The 17,706-nt window shown below is 69.6% G+C and carries 15 protein-coding genes; 8 read left to right on the forward strand and 7 right to left on the reverse strand.

Annotated elements, in window-relative coordinates; all coding sequences use genetic code 11:
• Nucleotides 1-14: 14 nt before the first annotated feature.
• Nucleotides 15-1,511 (reverse strand): phospho-sugar mutase, encoded by a 1,497-nt coding sequence (locus ACFYO1_RS38410; RefSeq protein ID WP_387242713.1) that lies wholly within the window; start codon nucleotides 1,509-1,511, stop codon nucleotides 15-17.
• Nucleotides 1,512-2,291, reverse strand: coding sequence for a purine-nucleoside phosphorylase (locus ACFYO1_RS38415; protein WP_387242716.1), 780 nt, complete (start codon nucleotides 2,289-2,291; stop codon nucleotides 1,512-1,514).
• 232 nt (nucleotides 2,292-2,523) lie between these two features.
• Between ACFYO1_RS38415 and ACFYO1_RS38420 the strand changes: the two genes are divergently transcribed.
• The 3 genes from ACFYO1_RS38420 to ACFYO1_RS38430 all read left to right on the forward strand — a co-directional run bounded on the left by ACFYO1_RS38420 (nucleotide 2,524) and on the right by ACFYO1_RS38430 (nucleotide 5,929).
• On the forward strand, nucleotides 2,524-3,228 hold the full coding sequence (locus tag ACFYO1_RS38420; protein WP_387242719.1) for an enoyl-CoA hydratase-related protein: 705 nt from the start codon (nucleotides 2,524-2,526) through the stop codon (nucleotides 3,226-3,228).
• A 173-nt stretch (nucleotides 3,229-3,401) separates the two neighbouring features.
• Nucleotides 3,402-4,655, forward strand: a complete 1,254-nt coding sequence (locus tag ACFYO1_RS38425; RefSeq protein WP_387243183.1) for a M20 family metallopeptidase — start codon at nucleotides 3,402-3,404, stop codon at nucleotides 4,653-4,655.
• A 107-nt stretch (nucleotides 4,656-4,762) separates the two neighbouring features.
• Nucleotides 4,763-5,929, forward strand: a complete 1,167-nt coding sequence (locus ACFYO1_RS38430) for a M20 family metallopeptidase (protein ID WP_387243186.1) — start codon at nucleotides 4,763-4,765, stop codon at nucleotides 5,927-5,929.
• A gap of 55 nt (nucleotides 5,930-5,984) precedes the next feature.
• On the opposite strand, the gene ACFYO1_RS38435 is transcribed toward ACFYO1_RS38430, so the two are convergent.
• The gene (locus tag ACFYO1_RS38435; RefSeq protein WP_387242722.1) at nucleotides 5,985-6,458 is read right to left on the reverse strand and encodes a gamma-glutamylcyclotransferase; all 474 of its coding nucleotides are present in this window, start codon (nucleotides 6,456-6,458) and stop codon (nucleotides 5,985-5,987) included.
• Nucleotides 6,459-6,672: 214 nt separating this feature from the next.
• Here ACFYO1_RS38435 and ACFYO1_RS38440 point away from each other — a divergent pair, with 214 nt between their 5' ends.
• The 4 genes from ACFYO1_RS38440 (at nucleotide 6,673) to ACFYO1_RS38455 (ending at nucleotide 11,881) form a co-directional block, all read left to right on the forward strand.
• The gene (locus ACFYO1_RS38440; RefSeq protein ID WP_387242725.1) at nucleotides 6,673-8,076 is read left to right on the forward strand and encodes an NAD(P)H-quinone dehydrogenase; all 1,404 of its coding nucleotides are present in this window, start codon (nucleotides 6,673-6,675) and stop codon (nucleotides 8,074-8,076) included.
• 357 nt (nucleotides 8,077-8,433) lie between these two features.
• Nucleotides 8,434-9,492, forward strand: a complete 1,059-nt coding sequence (locus ACFYO1_RS38445) for a hypothetical protein (protein ID WP_387242728.1) — start codon at nucleotides 8,434-8,436, stop codon at nucleotides 9,490-9,492.
• A 232-nt stretch (nucleotides 9,493-9,724) separates the two neighbouring features.
• Complete coding sequence (locus tag ACFYO1_RS38450) at nucleotides 9,725-10,615, forward strand: hypothetical protein (RefSeq protein ID WP_387242731.1); 891 nt, start codon at nucleotides 9,725-9,727, stop codon at nucleotides 10,613-10,615.
• Between the two features lie 90 nt (nucleotides 10,616-10,705).
• Nucleotides 10,706-11,881 carry a PLP-dependent aminotransferase family protein gene (locus ACFYO1_RS38455; protein WP_387242734.1) on the forward strand — a complete coding sequence of 392 codons (1,176 nt, stop codon included), beginning with the start codon at nucleotides 10,706-10,708 and terminating at the stop codon, nucleotides 11,879-11,881.
• On the opposite strand, the gene glpK is transcribed toward ACFYO1_RS38455, so the two are convergent.
• Nucleotides 11,882-13,381, reverse strand: a complete 1,500-nt coding sequence (gene glpK / locus ACFYO1_RS38460) for a glycerol kinase GlpK (protein ID WP_387242737.1) — start codon at nucleotides 13,379-13,381, stop codon at nucleotides 11,882-11,884.
• A gap of 256 nt (nucleotides 13,382-13,637) precedes the next feature.
• Between glpK and ACFYO1_RS38465 the strand changes: the two genes are divergently transcribed.
• Nucleotides 13,638-15,404, forward strand: coding sequence for a glycerol-3-phosphate dehydrogenase/oxidase (locus tag ACFYO1_RS38465; protein WP_387242740.1), 1,767 nt, complete (start codon nucleotides 13,638-13,640; stop codon nucleotides 15,402-15,404).
• On the opposite strand, the gene ACFYO1_RS38470 is transcribed toward ACFYO1_RS38465, so the two are convergent.
• The 3 genes from ACFYO1_RS38470 to ACFYO1_RS38480 all read right to left on the reverse strand — a co-directional run bounded on the left by ACFYO1_RS38470 (nucleotide 15,405) and on the right by ACFYO1_RS38480 (nucleotide 17,695).
• Nucleotides 15,405-16,643, reverse strand: coding sequence for a sensor histidine kinase (locus tag ACFYO1_RS38470; RefSeq protein WP_387242743.1), 1,239 nt, complete (start codon nucleotides 16,641-16,643; stop codon nucleotides 15,405-15,407).
• A 50-nt stretch (nucleotides 16,644-16,693) separates the two neighbouring features.
• Nucleotides 16,694-17,368 (reverse strand): winged helix-turn-helix domain-containing protein, encoded by a 675-nt coding sequence (locus ACFYO1_RS38475; RefSeq protein ID WP_387242746.1) that lies wholly within the window; start codon nucleotides 17,366-17,368, stop codon nucleotides 16,694-16,696.
• A 105-nt stretch (nucleotides 17,369-17,473) separates the two neighbouring features.
• Complete coding sequence (locus tag ACFYO1_RS38480) at nucleotides 17,474-17,695, reverse strand: hypothetical protein (protein WP_378714895.1); 222 nt, start codon at nucleotides 17,693-17,695, stop codon at nucleotides 17,474-17,476.
• Between the last annotated feature and the right edge of the window lie 11 nt (nucleotides 17,696-17,706).

A 17,706-nucleotide genomic window follows, 5' to 3' on the forward strand; every position in this document is an offset into this window, starting at 1 on the left:
TGATGCCTGGCTGTTCAGAGCCCCTGGCAGTATTCGCGCAATGCGGAAAGGCGCTGTCCCGCAGTTGTCCTGGCGGCGGGTAGCCCGGCGGCCGACTCGACGGGTGTCAGCACCTCGAGATAGCACTTGAGTTTGGGCTCGGTGCCGGACGGGCGGACCACGACGCGCGCGGTGGCGCCCTCGAAAATCAGTGCGTCGGTGCGCATGCGGCCGCGCACCTGGAGCAGGTCGGTGAACTCGACCGCCTCGCCGGCGATCGCGTCCGGCGGGTTCGCGCGCAGCCGGGCCACCACGTCCGCGGCGGCCGCCGCCGAATCCAGCCGCAGCGACACCTGATCGGTGCTGTGCAGGCCGAACTCGATCGCGTAGTCGTCGAGCTGGTCGGCGAGGGTGCGACCCGCCGACTTCAGCCGGGCGACCAGGTCCGCGGTCAGCACCGCGGCCGAGATGCCGTCCTTGTCCCGGACGGTGGCCGGGTCGACGCAGTGCCCGATCGCCTCCTCGTAGGCGTAGACCAGGCCGTCGCCGGCCCGGGCCAGCCACTTGAAGCCGGTGAGCGTTTCCGCGTACCGGGCGCCGCGCGCGGGGGCGAGCTTGGACAGCAGTCGCGAGGACACGATGGTGGTGGCCACCAGCGCGTCCGGCGGCGCGGTGCGCAGCACGCAGTCGCCGAGCAGCACGCCGGTCTCGTCGCCGCGCAGCATTCGCCAGGTGTTGTCCGGCAACGGGATTCCGACGGCGCAGCGGTCGGCGTCCGGGTCGACGGCGATGGCCACGTCCGCGCCGACCCGGGTGGCCAGGGCCAGCAGCAGGTCGGTCGCGCCGGGCTCCTCCGGGTTCGGGAAGGCGACGGTGGGGAAGTCGGGGTCGGGTTCGAATTGCTGCTCGACCACGTGCACGTCGGTGAATCCGGCCGCGGCGAGCGCCTTGACGGTCAGGTCGCCGCCGACGCCGTGCAGCGGGGTCAGGGCGATCCGGATCGCGGAGCGCGCGCCCTCGCCGCCGATCAGTGAAGGCAGCGACGCCACCCGGTTCAGGTAGTGCCGCACGACGTCGTCGCCGGCCGGGCCGACCGAGGTGCGGGCGACCGGTTCGGTGACCGCGTCGATGCACCGTTCGATCTCGGCGTCGGCCGGTGCCAGCAGCTGCGAGCCGCCGTCGAGATAGACCTTGTAGCCGTTGTCGGTCGCGGGATTGTGCGACGCGGTGATCTGCACGCCCGCGACCGCGCCGAGCTCGCGCACCGCGTACGCGACCACCGGCGTGGGCAGCGGGCGGGGCAGCAAGGTCACCGGAAAGCCCGCTGCGGCAAAGATTTCCGCCGTGGCGGTGGCGAATTCGGCGGAACCGTGCCGCGCGTCCCGGCCGACGATCACCGCTCCGCCACCGAGGCAGCGCCCCCGCAGCCACTCGACGAGGCCGGCGGTGGCCCGGGTCACCGTCGTCACGTTCATGCCGTCCGGACCGTCCTGCACCGGTCCGCGCAGGCCCGCGGTGCCGAAGCGCAGCATCTACACCCGTTCCAGCACGCCGCGCAGCAGCTTGCCCAATCGCGGTGCGGCGGCGTGACCTTCGGCGAGCACCTCGGCGTGCGAGAGATGTCCGCCGGTGACGCCCGCGGCCAGGTTGGTGACCAGCGAGATGCCCAGCACCCGGGCGCCGAGCGCGCGACAGGCGATGGCCTCCAGCACCGTGGACATGCCGACCAGGTCGGCGCCCATGGTGCGCAGCATCCGGATCTCGGCCGGGGTCTCGTACTGCGGCCCGGTCAGGCCGGCGTACACGCCCTCGGTCAGGGTGGGATCGATTTCCTTTGCCAGGGAACGCAATTCGGGATCCCAGGCGTCGACGAGGTCGACGAAGGTGGCACCGGTGAGCGGGGTGCGCCCGGTGAGGTTCAGGTGATCGTTGATCAGCACCGGCTCGCCGACCCGCAGGCCCTCGCGGATGCCGCCGGCGGCATTGGTCAGCAGCACGATCTGCGCACCCGCCGCGATGGCCGCGGCGACCGGGTGCACCACGTCGGCGGGCTGGTAGCCCTCGTACAGATGCTGACGGCCCATGAGTAGCAGCACGGGCGTGTCGCCGACGGTCACCGAGTGGACCATGCCGCCGTGTCCCTGCGCGCTCGGCGTGCCGAACCCGGGCAGCTCCGGCATCGGCACCGACGCGACCGGCGTGCCGATCTCCGCGGCCGCCTCCTGCCAGCCCGAGCCGAGCACCACCGCAACCCGGTGGCGCGGCACTCCAGTACGTTCGGCGATCGCCTCGGCGGCCTGTTCGGCAAGCATGGGGATCACTGTATTGGATTGCGCCGCCTGGGGCTCCGAGTGTTCTCGACCTTCGTCGCCGTCCGCGTCCGGGTCCGTTCGGCTGGTAGACGGGCCGCGAGCGTCTTTCGAAGGCGTCGTGCGCGGTGGTTGCGGTCCGCGCGGGTGGCGGCCGAACCGGAGGTAGTGGCCCTCGGGACAAGATTGCTACCCGCGAGTAGGAGTGCTGCCGCGCGCCGGATATTCTGCACCCATGCCGTATCTGGAACGTGAAGGGGATGTGTTCGTCGTCTATCTCGGGAGCGAGGGACAGACGGACAGCGAGAACCGCTTCCACCCGGACTGGATCGACGAATTCCACGGCCTGCTGGACAAGGTCGAGGACTCCGACGGCCCGGCCGCGCTGGTCACCGTGGCGACCGGCAAGTTCTACAGCAACGGCCTCGACACCGACTGGCTGTTCGGCAATCTGGATAAGTCGCACGGCTACCTCGACCGCGTGCACTCGCTCTACACCCGGTTGCTGCAGTTCCCGATGCCGACCGTCGCCGCGATGAACGGCCACGCGTTCGGGGCGGGCGCCATGCTGGCCACCTCGCACGACTTCCGGGTGATGCGTGCCGACCGCGGCTTCTACTGCCTGCCCGAGGTGCACCTCGGCATGCCGTTCACCGTCGGGATGAACGCCCTGCTCACCGAGCGCTTGAGCAACCAGGTCTGCGTGCAGGCGATGACCACCGGCTACCGCTACCCGGCCGACGAGGCGATCGCCGCGGGCATCGTCGACGGCAAGGCCGACGCGGAGTCGTTGCTGGCGACCGCGGTGGCCAAGGCCGCGGCATTGGCGAGCAACCGCAAGCCGAACCTGCCGGTGATCAAGCGCGCGCTGCACGCCAAGGCGCTGGCCGGTCTCGCGGTGCCGACCACGCCGGAGAACCTCGCCTTCGCCACGGGCTAGCCGGACGGCCGTTCGGTCGGTTCGGTGCCGCGGAACGCGGCGCCCCGCGGTTCGCTGGACGGATATGCGCTGCGCCCGGTTTGCGGGCGAGTGTAAGACTGTGTTCCATGCCACCACCGCGCAGCGGGCACCAGGAATCGCGCATCGACGATGACGTCGAGCGCGCCGATGCCATGCGGCAGTCGGACGCGGCGATCAAGTCCGCGCTCGACCAGCTGATCGATCTTTCGCACTCGATTCACGCCGAACCGGAACTCGCGTTCGAGGAGACCAGGAGCGTCGCGAAGATCATCGCGCCGCTCGCCGAACGCGGCTTCGAGGTCGCCACCGGCGTGGCCGAATTACCGACCGCGTTCCGCGCGAGCTTCGGCAGCGGCCCGCTCACCGTCGGCATCTGCGCGGAGTACGACGCGCTGCCCGGCATGGGACATGCGTGCGGGCACAACATCATTGCCGCCTCGGCGGTCGGCGCCGCGCTCGGCCTGGCCGAGGTCGCGGACGCGCTCGGGCTCACCGTGCTGGTGCTCGGCACGCCCGCCGAGGAGAGCGGCGGCGGCAAGGTGCTGATGCTCGAGCGGGGCGTGTTCGACGACGTGGCGATGGCGATGATGGTGCATCCCGGCCCGTTCGACATCGTGGGCGCGCGCTCGCTGGCGATGGCCGACCTGTCCATCGTGTTCCACGGCCGCGAGGCGCATGCCAGCGCCGCGCCGGAACTGGGCCGCAACGCGGGTGACGCGGTCACCGTCACCCAGGTAGCTCTCGGATTGCTGAGACAGCATCTCCAGCCTGGTCAGCAACTTCACGGTATAGTCGGCGATGGTGGCGTGGCCCCCAACATCGTGCCCGGACGTGCGGAACTGCTGTATTACCTACGCGCAGTCGACTCCGCATCTCTCGACAATCTGATGCGACGAGCGTCGGCGTGTTTCGAGGCCGGTGCCCTTGCGACCGGCTGCACCCAGGAAATCCGGACTGTCGCGCCGACATATACCGAGCTGACGCCCGATCCGGCGTTACTGTTTGCCTACCGCGAGCAGATAACCGGTTTGGGACGAGTGCCGATCGCACCCGAGCTCGAGGCACAGCGGCCGCTCGGAAGCACGGACATGGGCAACGTCACCAACGTCATTCCGGGCATCCACCCGGTCATCGGCATTGATGCCGGTGGCGCGGTGACGCACCAGCCCGGCTTCGCCGCGGCGAGCGTCAACGCTTCGGCGGATCGTGCGGTTGTCGATGGTGCGCTCGCACTCGCGCGTACCGCGATCACCGCTGCCGGCGATGAAGAACACAGAGACAGGTTGTTGCAACGGCTCGTTCAACGACAGGAGGATATTCAAGTGAGGGAGCGCAGCGAGCGAACCGGGGGCACAGTGCGCCCGGTGCGCGCGGCGGAGCCGAGCGACAGCGAGGCGGAGGCGTGAGCACTACCGGCCGTTCGGCGGAGCGGGCGACGGGAATCGAGGCCGGGGCCTGCGCCCTGGCCGAAGACCCGGCGGACATCGTATTGCCGAGCACCGTAGGAACAGGTTTGGGATCAGTAGAGGGCTGGCTGGCCGAGCACGCGTTAGACCTCGTGCAGTTCCGCCGGCACATCCACGCCAACCCGGAACTGTCCCGCACCGAGTTCGCCACCACCGAATTCGTTTCTTCCTGGCTGATCAAGGCCGGCCTGACGCCGCAGCCGCTGCCCGGCGGCACCGGCCTGATCTGCGACATCGGGCCCGAGGGCCCGCGCATCGGCCTGCGCGCCGACATGGACGCGCTGCCGTTGCAGGAGTTCACCGGACTGAGCTTCGCCTCCACCGTGCCCGGCGTCTCGCACGCCTGCGGCCACGACGCGCACACCACGATCCTGCTCGGCACCGCGCTCGCGCTGGCCGAGGTGCCGGAACTGCCGGTCGGCGTGCGACTGGTGTTCCAGCCCGCCGAGGAGGTCATGCCGGGCGGCGCGATCGACGTGGTCGCCACCGGTGCGATGGAGGGGGTGGAGCGAATCTTCGCGCTGCACTGCGATCCTCGGCTGGAGGTGGGCCGGGTCGGCATCCGAGTCGGCGCGATCACCTCGGCCGCCGACACGGTCGAGTTGGTGCTGGATTCCCCGGGCGGGCACACCTCGCGTCCGCACCTCACCAGCGATCTGGTCTACGCGATCGGCACCGTGATCACCGGTCTGCCGGGTCTGCTCAGCCGCCGCATCGATCCGCGCACCAGCACGGTCATGGTGTGGGGCGCGGTGAGTGCGGGCAAGGCGCCCAACGCGATTCCGCAGACCGGCATGCTCACCGGCACCGTCCGCACCGGCGATCACGCGACCTGGTCGCTGCTGGAGCCGATGGTCCGCGAGATCGTCGACGGCCTGCTCGCCCCGACCGGCGTGCGGTACCAGCTGAACTACCGGCGCGGCGTGCCGCCGGTGGTCAACGACGAGCAGTCCACCCGGATGTTCGAGGACGCGATCCGCAAGATCGGACCGGACGCGCTGGCCGACACCATGCAATCCGGTGGCGGCGAGGACTTCTCCTGGTACCTGGAGGAGGTGCCCGGCGCGATGGCGCGCCTCGGCGTCTGGTCCGGGCACGGCGAGCAGCTCGATCTGCACCAGCCGACCTTCGACCTGGACGAGCGGGCGCTCGCGGTGGGCGTGCGGGTGCTGACGAATATCGTGCTCAGCGCTCAGCCCGAGACGGCGCGCTGATTCCCGAAACCTGCGACGTGGTCGGCCCGTTCGGGCCGGCCACGTCGTCCGTTGGTCAGCCGAAGTTGCCGGGGCCTACGTTGCGGCTGTTGCGCGTGCGCAGGGAATGCACATAATCCTCGGGCGCACCGGCCTTTTCGGCCGCGTCCGCGATGACTCCGATGTAGCGGGCCGAGGGCAGGCCGCCCTCGTACGCGTCGAGCACGTACAGCCAGGCCAGCGTCGGTTCGGCGCCGCTCTCGCTGTGCGTGACGCGCAGCCGGATCTTCTTGTGGATCCCGAAGTCCGAACCCTCCCAGCGGTCCAGCCGCTGTTCGTCTTCCGGCGACACGTCGTAGAGGACGACGAAAACTCGGGAGCCGGGCTCCTCGACCACCGTCGCCAGCGGTCCCTCCCAGCCGATGTCGTCACCAGCGAAGGTGAGCCGCCAGCCCTCCAACCAGCCCGTTCCGGACATGGGCGAGTGCGGACAGCGCTCGAGCATCTGGGTTGAGTCCATGTTGGACCCGTAGGCGGCGTAGATCGGCACCAGAGAAGGGTAGCCAATAACATCGGGGGATCGACTCCATCCCGGCCAGATGCGGTATTCCGGTGGCGCGTTCCGGGCGCGGCGACCCGGTGCGGACGCGTATCGCGTACCGATTCCGCGGGGGGTGCTGGCCGGGCGACGGCTGGGCGGACCTCGCCCGATAACGTTGACAGGTACCGGAGATCCCGGTGCGCAACCAGAAGCGGAGGTATCCATGACCCGCATAGCGATCATCGGTGGCGGACCGGCCGGTTACGAGGCGGCGCTGGTGGCCGCCCAGCACGGTGCGTCGGTGACGCTGATCGATAGCGACGGCATCGGCGGGGCATGTGTGCTCTGGGACTGCGTCCCTTCGAAGACGTTCATCGCCTCCACCGGCGTGCGCACCGACCTGCGCCGCGCCCGCGATCTCGGCATCACCCTCGATCCGAACCAGGCGACCGTGCAGCTGGCCGAGGTGAACGGCCGCGTGAAGGCGCTGGCGCTGGCCCAGTCCTCGGACATCCGGTCCAAATTGCAGACCGTCGGCGTCACCGTGCTGTCCGGTCGCGCGGAGCTGACCGACGCCTCCACCGGACTGGCCGCGCATCAGGTCCTGGCCAAGCTGGCCGACGGCACCGAGATGACCATCGAGGCCGAGGTTGTGTTGATCGCCACTGGCGCGAGCCCGCGCGTGTTGCCGGGCGCCGAGCCCGACGGTGAGCGGATCCTCAACTGGCGCCAGCTCTACGACCTGGAAGAACTCCCGGAGACCCTGGTGGTCGTCGGTTCCGGCGTCACCGGCGCCGAGTTCGTCTCCGCGTATACCGAAATGGGAGTGCGGGTCCGGCTGGTCTCCAGTCGCGACCGGGTGCTGCCCGGCGAGGACGCCGACGCGGCCCTGGTGCTGGAGGACGCGCTCGCCGAGCGCGGCGTCGAGCTGGTGAAGCACGCGCGCGCCGACGCGGTGGAGCGCACCGCCGAGGGCGTGGTGGTCAAGCTGGCCGACGGCCGGACCGTCGCCGGGTCGCACGCGCTGATGACCGTCGGCTCCACCCCCAATACCGATGGCCTCGGCCTGGATCGGGTCGGCATCGAACTCGACCGCGGCGGTTATCTGCGGGTCGACCGGGTTTCGCGCACCTCGGTGCCCGGCATCTACGCGGCCGGCGACTGCACCGGCCTGCTGCCGCTGGCCTCGGTGGCCGCGATGCAGGGCCGGATCGCGATGTACCACGCGCTCGGCGAGGGCGTCAGCCCGATCCGGCTGAAGACGGTGGCGTCCGCGGTGTTCACCCGCCCGGAGATCGCCACGGTCGGCGTCAGCCAGACCGCGATCGACAACGGCGAGACCCCGGCGCGCACGGTGATGCTGCCGCTGAACACCAACCCGCGAGCCAAGATGTCGGGCTTGCGCCGGGGCTTCGTGAAGATCTTCTGCCGCCCGGCCACCGGCGTGGTCATCGGCGGCGTGGTGGTCGCGCCGATCGCGTCCGAGCTGATCTTGCCGATCGCGCTTGCGGTGCAGAACAACCTCACCGTCAACGATCTGGCCCAGACCTTCTCGGTGTACCCGTCGCTGACCGGTTCGGTGACCGAGGCGGCCCGCCAGCTGATGCGGCACGACGACCTGGACTGATGCCCCGCCGAGGGCAACTGGGGACCGATATCGACGCGTCCGTGGACGCGGTGCGCGAACGTGGTTCGAATGGTCTTGCGGTTCAGCACCGTTCGTGCAGCCTGAAGTTTTGATTCACATTGCTCATCAGGTCTACATATGGTTCACTTCCCGCAGAGATGCGATCGGCGGGCGGTCGCGTGGTTCGGTGTTCGGGGGGATGGTTCTTTTCCCAGTCGACACGTCGAACGACCTTCGCGTCGTTCGGCGACCGGGCGTCTCGTCAGAGACAACTGAGTGTGACTGAACTCCAGGTCACACCCGGGAAAGGGAATACGAAAAGTGAAACATCGTAAGCCGAGTCGGGCGCAGCGAGCGATGGCGAGCACCTCGTTGCCACTGGCCGCCGCGGCCGCTGTGGCCTCTCTCTTGGCCGCGCCGGCGGGGGCCGCTCCTGGTGATCCGAGCATTCCTCCCACCACCGCGCCGCCGAGTCCTTCGCCGGCCCAGCCGGGAGTCGTGAACCCGGAGACGCCACCGAGCCCGGGCACCGCGACGCCGGGCCCGACCAATCCGCAGCAGCCGCCGAGCCAGCCCGGCGTCACCACGCCGGGGCAGCCGGGCGTGAACACGCCGGATCCGGTCATGCCGAATCCGAACAAGGATCCGAAGCTGGCCCAGCCGACCCAGCCGGGTGTCACCACCCCGCGCGTCGCGCCGCTGCCGGTGCCGGGTCAGTCGAATCAGCCGCAGCCCGCGATCGTGCCGGATCAGCCGGGTGAGCAGAAGCCCGGTCAGCCGGGTGCGGCCACGCCCGCGCAGCCGGGCACGCAGACCACGCCGGGCACCCCGGGTACCCAGACCGCGCCGAGCGCTCCGGGCACCCAGACCACGCCGGGTGATCAGAACAACCAGGCCCAGCAGCCGGAGACGCTGATCCAGCCGCAGCAGCAGCCGCGCTGGCAGTCTCCGCAGTTGCAGGCCGCCCCGCCGGCGCCGGTCGTCGAGATGACCGGTCCGCACCAGGAGATCGGCGCGAACGTCGACGGCGGCGCGGTGCTGCCGGGCTACGTGGCCAACACGCACCACTTCAACAACGAGTCCGGCTACGTCGGCACCATCGGGTACCGCACCCCGGCCGGCGCCGGTGAGGCCGGTGTGTCGGTGGAATACGTCGACGCCAACACCGTCAAGGTAACCACCTACACCGGTGGCGTCGGCCTGGCCGACAACAAGACGATCTCCGTGTTCGACACCACCCAGGCCAACCTGGCCAAGGCGGCGGTCGAGGACTGGATCAAGGAACAGCCGGGCGGCGCCGCGGCGCTCGAAGCGGCCGCGCAGGTTAAACTTCCGCTGCAGCCGGGCGATCTCGCTCCGCAAACGGTCGACGTGGGTGGTGTCACCACCCAGTGGGGTGGTTCACTCCAGTACTGAGACTGACTGGGGCTGATTCGACGGGTGGGGCGGTCGTTCACGACCGCCCCATACGCGTGTCTTGGGGAAAGGATTGGGTGTGACCTCCGAGGGTGATCCGAGGGAGAAGGAATCCGACGACCAGTCCGCGTCGGATTTCGGCCCCCCGGTGGGTGAATTCGGCCCGCCTGTCTCAGAATTCGGACCTCCCGTCTCGGAATTCGGTCCGCCGGTTTCGGAATTCGGCCCGCCCATGGGGGATACCGGTCCGCGCTGGCAGACGACGGAGCAGACGGGTGACCATCCCGAACTGGTCTGGCGGCCCGCCGCCGATTCGGGCCCGACCCCGCCGCCCGCACCGCAGTACCGGGCACCGGACTCGACGTCGTTCCCCGAGCCGCGGCCCACGCCGCCGGTTCCGCCGCGGGTGCCGCCGGTCGATCGGGAGCAGGCCGCCGACGCCGACAAGGACTCGTGGTGGACCCGCCCGACCGATACCGGCAGCGTGCCGAAGCCGCCGCCGCTGACCTCGCCGAGCCTGTCCTGGTCGGATGATCCGATCGCCAAGATGCTGACCCCGGCCACGCCGGCCGCCCCGCAGGCCCCGGTGCGCAAATCCGGCTCGCACACCGGGCGCAATGTGCTCGCCGGCCTCCTCGCGGTGGTCATCCTGGTCGGGCTGACGGTGACCGTCATCATGGTGTCCAAGGACAGCGGCAACGACAACCCGGCCCCGCCCGTGGCGAGCACGAGCGCCGGGCTGAGTTGCCCGACCAGCATCAGCAAGGACGGCAAGGTGACCGTCGGCAACGGCAATGGCGACACCAACTCCGGGCCCGGCGCGATTCTCGGCTTCCAGTACGCCTTCTATGTGCTGCGCAGCGGGGTGAATGCCCGCAAGTTCGTCGCCGACGACACACTGAACGTGTCGCCCGCGGACGTCATCCAGAAGGGCATCGATGAGCAAGTGCCCAAGGGCACCACGCACTGCCTGAAGATTTCCGAACTGGCCACCGGCACCTACGCGGTCGACCTGCGCGAATTCCGGCCCGACGGGACCGAGCAGCTCTATCCGCAGACCATCACCACGGTGCTGCGGGACGGCAAGAACCTGCTGTACTCGATCGACAAGCGCGGTGAATAGTCTCAGATAGTGAGAAAGTAATTTCATATCCTGGTAACGCTGTGGGACAGTGAGATCTCGCGTCCCCTTGGCGTCCGTTCGGAGGTTTCCATGTCGCCGACCATCCCACCGCTCGCGGCCAAGCTCGGCGGTCTGCAGAGTTCGGCGATTCGTGACCTGCTGAAGCTCACCACGCGCGCCGAGATCATCGGCCTGGCCGGCGGGTTGCCCGATGCGGAGCTGATGCCGCGCGAGCGGATCGCCGCCGCGGCGGACGCGGCGCTGAGCAGCGCGGCCTGCCTGCAATACACCGAGTCGCCGGGCTGGCGGCCGCTGCGCGCGGTGCTCACCGAACGCGAATCGGCTCGGCTGGGCCGGGCGGTCGACCTCGACGAGGTCTTCGTGACGCACGGCTCGCAGCAGGCGCTGTCGTTGCTGGCCGAGGTGCTGCTCGACCCAGGCGCGCTGGTCGTCGTCGAGGATCCGGCGTATGTCGGTGCGCTCCAGGTCTTTCGGGCCGCCGGCGCGCGGATCGTCGCGGTGCCGCTCGATGCCGAGGGCATGCGCACCGATGTGCTCGCGGAGCTGCTGGCGCGCGGCGAACGCCCCGCCGTGGTGCACACGGTGAGCAACTTCCACAATCCCGGCGGCGTGACCATGAGCCCGCAACGCCGCGCCCGGCTCGCGGAACTCGCTGACGCGCACGGCTTCTGGGTGATCGAGGACGACCCGTACGGCGAGCTGTGGTTCGACCACCCCGCGCCCGCTCCGGTGGCGACCTACTCCCGCAACGTGATTCGACTATCCAGTGCTTCGAAGATCCTCGCGCCCTCGCTGCGCGTCGGCTGGATGGTCGCCCCGGACTCGGTGTGCCGCGCGGTGGAATTGCTGAAACAGGGTGCGGACCTTTGTGGTTCGGCGCTGACCCAGCAGATCGCCGCCGACCTGCTCGCCGACGAGACCTGGCTGACCGCACATGTCGACAACGTCCGCACCGTCTACGGCACCCGCGCGAAGGCCTTGGTGCACGCGGTGCGCGCCCGATTCGGCGACCGCATCCAGTGCACCGACGCGACCGGCGGCATGTTCGTCTGGGCCGACTTCACCGACGGCACCGACACCCAGACGCTGCTGCCCCGCGCCCTCGAGGCCGGTGTCGCCTACGTCCCGGGCTCCGCCTTCGCCGTCGACGGCGGCTACCGCAACTCGATGCGCATGTGCTTCACCACCGCCGACGCCGCGATCCTGACCGAGGCCATCGACCGTCTGGCCCGCGCGGCCGGGTAGTCAGTCGGCCCAGTCGTAGGTGCGCTCGACGGCCTTGTTCCAGGACTTCAGGTGTTCGTCGCGGTCCTCGGCGGACATCGTCGGCTCCCAGGTCTTGTCGGCGGCCCAGTTCTCGCGGATGTCGTCGGTGCCGGACCAATAGTCGACGGCGAGGCCGGCGGCGTAGGCGGCGCCGAGCGCGGTGGTCTCGTTGACCACGGGGCGCACCACGGGTACGTCGAGGATGTCGGACTGGAACTGCATGAGCAGGTCGTTGCCGACCATGCCGCCGTCCACCTTCAGGGTGGTCAGTTCGAGGTCGAGGTGTTCGGATTCGGCGTCGGCGCGCATCGCGTCGACCACCTCGCGGGTCTGAAAAGCGGTGGACTCCAAGATGGCTCGCGCCAGGTGGGCCTTGTTCACGAACCGGGTGAGCCCGGCGATGACACCGCGCGCGTCCGGCCGCCAGCGCGGCGCGAACAGCCCGGAGAACGCCGGCACGAAGTAGGCGCCGCCGTTGTCCTCGACGCTGCGGGCCAGCGGTTCGATCTCGTCGGCCGAGGAGATGATGCCCAGGTTGTCCCGGAACCATTGCACCAGTGAGCCGGTGACCGCGATCGAGCCCTCCAGTGCGTACACGGCCGGCTCGTCGCCGAGCTGATAGCAGACGGTGGTGAGCAGCCCGTGCTTGCTGACCACGGGGGTGGTTCCGGTGTTGAGCAGCATGAAATTGCCGGTGCCGTAGGTGTTCTTGGCCTCGCCGGGGGACAGGCAGGCCTGGCCGAAGGTGGCCGCCTGCTGGTCGCCGAGGATGCCCGCGACCGGGATGCCCTTCAGCGGTCCGGAGGTGATCTCCGCGTAAACCTCGGAGGAGCTACGGATTTCGGGCAGCAGCGACTCCGGTACGCCGAATTCCGCGCAGATCTCCGAATCCCATTGCCGGGTATTCAGATCCATCAGCATGGTGCGCGAGGCGTTGGTGACGTCGGTGATGTGCTCGCCGGTCAGGTTCCACAGCACCCAGCTGTCCATGGTGCCGAAACACAGCTCACCCGCCTCGGCCCGCTTGCGCGCGCCCTCGACGTTGTCCAGGATCCAGCGCAGCTTGGGCCCGGCGAAGTAGGTGGACAGCGGCAGGCCGGTGCGTTCCTGATAGCGGGCCGGCCCGATGTCGCCGCCGAGTTCGGTGGTCAGCCGGTCGGTGCGGGTGTCCTGCCAGACGATGGCGTGGTGAATCGGCTTGCCGCTGGCGCGATCCCACACCACGGTGGTCTCGCGCTGATTGGTGACGCCGACCGCCGCGATGTCGTCGCTGCTGAGCTTGTTCTGCTTCAGCACCTCGCCGAGCACGAATTCGGTGTTTTTCCAGATGGTTTCGGCATCGTGCTCGACCCAGCCCCGTTTCGGGAAGATCTGTTCGTGCTCTCGCTGGGCCACGCCGACGACGCGCCCCTGCCGATCGAAGACGATGCACCGACTCGAAGTCGTGCCCTGGTCGATGGCGGCCACATAGCGACGCATTCGTGCAGGTTACTAAACCCACGCCCCGGTGTGGCCGATTGTGGCGTTCGCGGGTGCGGGTCGCGGATCACATCGCCGTCCGCGGGCCGCTCGATTAGGGTCGATGTCAGTTACCGACGAGTAGTGCCGCACGACACGAGCGAGGCCGTGGTCGAAGAGATCCGCGGCCACTGGCATAGCCTGTAGCCAGAGCAGCTCGATCGAATGCCCGATAAAGACCACTACGTCGTCGACCCGCGGCTGGAGGAGTTCGAGCATGACCAAGAAACCGGAATCCCAGTTCCTCGGTCCGGAGCAGCGCAGGACGGCCTGGGAGCGGTTCGGCAAGGACCACTTCGATGTGGTCGTGATCGGCGGCGGGGTGGTCGGCGCGGGCATCGCGCTGGACGCGGCCACCCGTGGGCTGAAGGTCGCCCTGGTCGAGGCCCGTGACCTCGCCTCCGGCACGTCGAGCCGGTCGTCGAAGATGTTCCACGGCGGCCTGCGCTATCTGGAGCAGCTGGAGTTCGGCCTGGTCCGCGAGGCGCTGAAGGAGCGCGAGCTGGCCATGTCCGCGCTGGCGCCGCACCTGGTGAAGCCGCTGCGCTTCCTCTACCCGCTCACCCACCGCGCGTGGGAGCGCCCGTATGTCGCGGCCGGACTGATGCTCTACGACACCATGGGTGGCGCCAAATCCGTTCCCGGCCAACGGCATCTGTCCCGGATGGGGGCACTGCGCCTGGCCCCGGGCCTGAAGCGCGGCGCGCTGATCGGCGGCATCAGCTACTACGACACGGTGGTCGACGACGCCCGCCACACCATGACCGTCGCCCGCACCGCTGCGCATTACGGCGCGGTGATCCGCACCTCCACCCAGGTGGTCGGCTTCCTGCGCGAGGCGGACCGGGTGGTCGGCGTGCAGGTGCGCGACAGCGAGGACGGCCGCACCGCCGACATCCGCGCGCACGTGGTGATCAACTCGACCGGCGTGTGGACCGACGAGGTGCAGGCGCTGGCCCACCAGCGCGGTCACTTCCACGTCCGGGCGTCGAAGGGCGTGCACATCGTGGTGCCGCGCGACCGCATCGTCAGCGACGCCGCGATCATCCTGCGCACCCCGACCTCGGTGCTGTTCGTCATCCCGTGGGGCACCCACTGGATCATCGGCACCACCGACACCGACTGGAACCTCGACCTCGCCCACCCCGCGGCGACCAAGGCCGACATCGACTATCTGCTCGAACGGGTCAACGAGGTGCTGGTCACCCCGCTCACCCACGACGACATCGACGGTGTCTACGCCGGCCTGCGCCCGCTGCTGGCGGGGGAGAGCGACGAGACCTCCAAGCTGTCCCGCGAACACGCCGTCGCGCGCGTCGCGCCGGGTCTGGTCAGCATCGCGGGTGGCAAGTACACCACCTACCGGGTGATGGCCTACGACGCCGTGGACGAAGCGGCGCAGGACATTCCGGCTCGCGTCTCGCCGTCGATCACCGAGAAGGTGCCGCTGCTCGGCGCCGACGGTTATTTCGCGCTGGTCAATCAGACGGTGCAGCTGGCCGAGGAATACGGCGTGCACCCGTACCGGATCAAGCATCTGCTGGACCGCTACGGCTCGCTGATCGACGAGGTGATGGCCCTGGCCGACGGCAAACCCGAACTGCTGCAACCCATTACCGCCGCGCCGTCGTACCTGCAGGTGGAGGCGGTGTACGCGGCCGCGGCCGAGGGCGCGCTGCACCTGGACGACATCCTGGCCCGGCGCATGCGGATCTCCATCGAGTTCCCGGACCGCGGCGCCGACTGCGCCGCCCAGGTGGCCGAGCTGGTCGCGCCGATCCTCGGCTGGGACGCCGCCGAAATCGAGCGGGAGGTAACGACTTACCGCGCCCGGGTCGAGGCGGAGATCCGTTCGCAGACCCAGCCCGATGACAACTCCGCCGACGCGCTGCGCATCGCGGCCCCGGAACCGCGCCCGGAGATTCTGGAGCCGGTGCCGGCCGACGGCGTGCCGAACAAGGAAGTGCGGCAGGCGAACCGGTAGTCAGGCGAGACCGGGCGGGGGCAGCGCGATGGTCGCGAGGGTGCCGCCGCCCGGCGCGGGCTCCATAGTCGCGGTGCCGCCGTGCAATTCGGCGATCCACGCCACCAGCGCCAGCCCGATGCCGCTGCCGCGTCCGCCGGTGACGCCGCGCGCGAATGGATTGCTCGACAGCTGCGGGTTCAATCCCGCACCGTGATCGCGCACGGTGACCCGCCCCTCCGCGACGTGCACCTCCACCGGCGCACCGGGATTGATCGCGCCGTGCGTGATCGCGTTCTCGATCAGGTTGCGCACCGCGAGGCCGAGCAGGTTCGGGTCGCCGACCACCACCGTGGGACTGCTGTGCACAACCACATTCGCCTTGAACTCCTCGGCGACCGACTCGGTGAGCTGATCGAGCAGCAACTGCACCCGCTCCATCGTCGTCACCCCCGCCTGCATCCTGGCCCGCGCGAGCAGGCCCGCCACGATCCGCTCCATCCGCGTCCCCAGCTCACCCGCGTCGGCCAGCGCCCGCTCCACCTCGTGCGGGTTGCGCCGGCGCGGGGCGGTGACCAAGCCCAAAGTGGTCAGCGGCGTGCGCAATTCGTGCGCGGCGTCGCCGAGGAACCGTTCCTGCTCCTCGACGAGCAGCAGCGCCTGACGCATGCTTCGCCCCGAAAGCGCATGCGCGGCAAGGGCGGACAGCACGACCAGGGTGAGCCCGCCGACGAACAGCGCCCACAGGAGCAGTGCCCGATCACGGTCCACCCGGCCGGGATTCGTCCCCGCGACGACGACCGCCCGGGTTGTCGTGTCGTCCCAGAAGATCGGCGTGGCCGCCAACCGCACCGGACGGCCCGCGCTGTCGTAGCTGTCCTGGAAGACGATTCCGGTGGCCCGCACGGCATCGTCGGCCAGGGCCTCCGCGCCATTGCTCGACGGCAGCCAGGAACGCAGGTGCCCGTAGATCTCGCGCCAGTGCCCGTTGTCGTCGTTGGTGACGATCATGACCGCGGTCTCGCCGTTGGCCAGGTCGTCGCGTTCGACCAATGCGAGGTCGATGGCCTGGGTGTCGGGGTCGAAGTCGATGCTGCGCCAGAGTCCGGTCACCACCCGGTCGAGGCTGTTGTCGACGGCGTTGTGGCGCGAGCGGGCATCGATGGTCGCGGCGAGGACGCCGAGGATGACCAGGCAGGTCGCGGTGATGACGGTGATGAGGGCGGTCAGCAGCCAACGGGTGCGGCGCAGCCTGGCCACGGCGGGCTGGGCGTTCGCGAAGCGGCCGGGCGCCGTGGCGGTCCCGGGGATCAGCGGGCGGATGGTGCACTTCCGATCATGAAGCCGGTGCCGCGCACGGTCTCGATCACCTGCGGCGGCCCGAGTTTGCGCCGCAGCTGTGCGATCACCGCGTCCACCACGTTCGAGGCGGGCTCGGCCATCTCGTCCCAGCAGCACTCGATGAGCTCGGTGCGCGAGACCACGCTGCCCGCGCGGGTGGCGAGCAGCTCGAGCACGGCGAATTCCTTGGGGGTCAGCGAGCGCAGGATGCCCGCGCGTTGCACGCGCCGGCGCGGCAGGTCGATATCGATATCGCCCAGGACCAGGCGGGCCGGCGCGGGATGTTCGCGCCGGCGGCTGAGCGCGCGCACCCTGGCGGCGAGCTCGGGCAGGGCGAACGGTTTGACCAGGTAGTCGTCGGCGCCGTGCTCGAATCCGGCTATCCGGTCGGCCAATCCGTCGCGTGCGGTGAGCATCAGCACCGGCACCCGCTGGCCCGCGGCGCGTTGCGCGGCGACCAGGTGCAGGCCGTCGCCGTCGGGCAGGCCGCGGTCGACGACGAGCACGTCGTAGGTGTTGACGGCGATCTTCAGGTCCGCGTCCGCGAGCCGGTAGGCCAGGTCGACGGCGAAACCCGCCGAGCGCAGCCCGGCGACGACCTCATTGCCGAGACCCTCATCGTCCTCGACCACCAGCACACGCACGAGATCAGAGAATAGGTCATTTCGAACAGGACCGATCCGTCATCCCGGGCGACCGTCGGGATGACGGATCGGAACAGGCCGGATTGCGGTCCGGCGCCGCGACGATCAGTTCGTGGAGTAGTACAGATCCCACTCACCGGTCGGCGTCTGCTGGCACTCCCACCACTTCCAATCCGGGTGCGCGGGGGCGTTCGCGCCGTCCGCCCGGCAGGCCGCCTCGGTGCCGTAGGTGCCGACGTAGATCGTCTCCGCATTGGCCACCGCCGACCCTCCGGCGACGAGGCCTGCCGAGAGCGCGACGGCCGCGAGCAGGGTGCTGATCTTCATGGTGTTTCCTT

The organism is Nocardia sp. NPDC006044, assembly GCF_042871115.1.
Lineage (GTDB): Bacteria > Actinomycetota > Actinomycetes > Mycobacteriales > Mycobacteriaceae > Nocardia.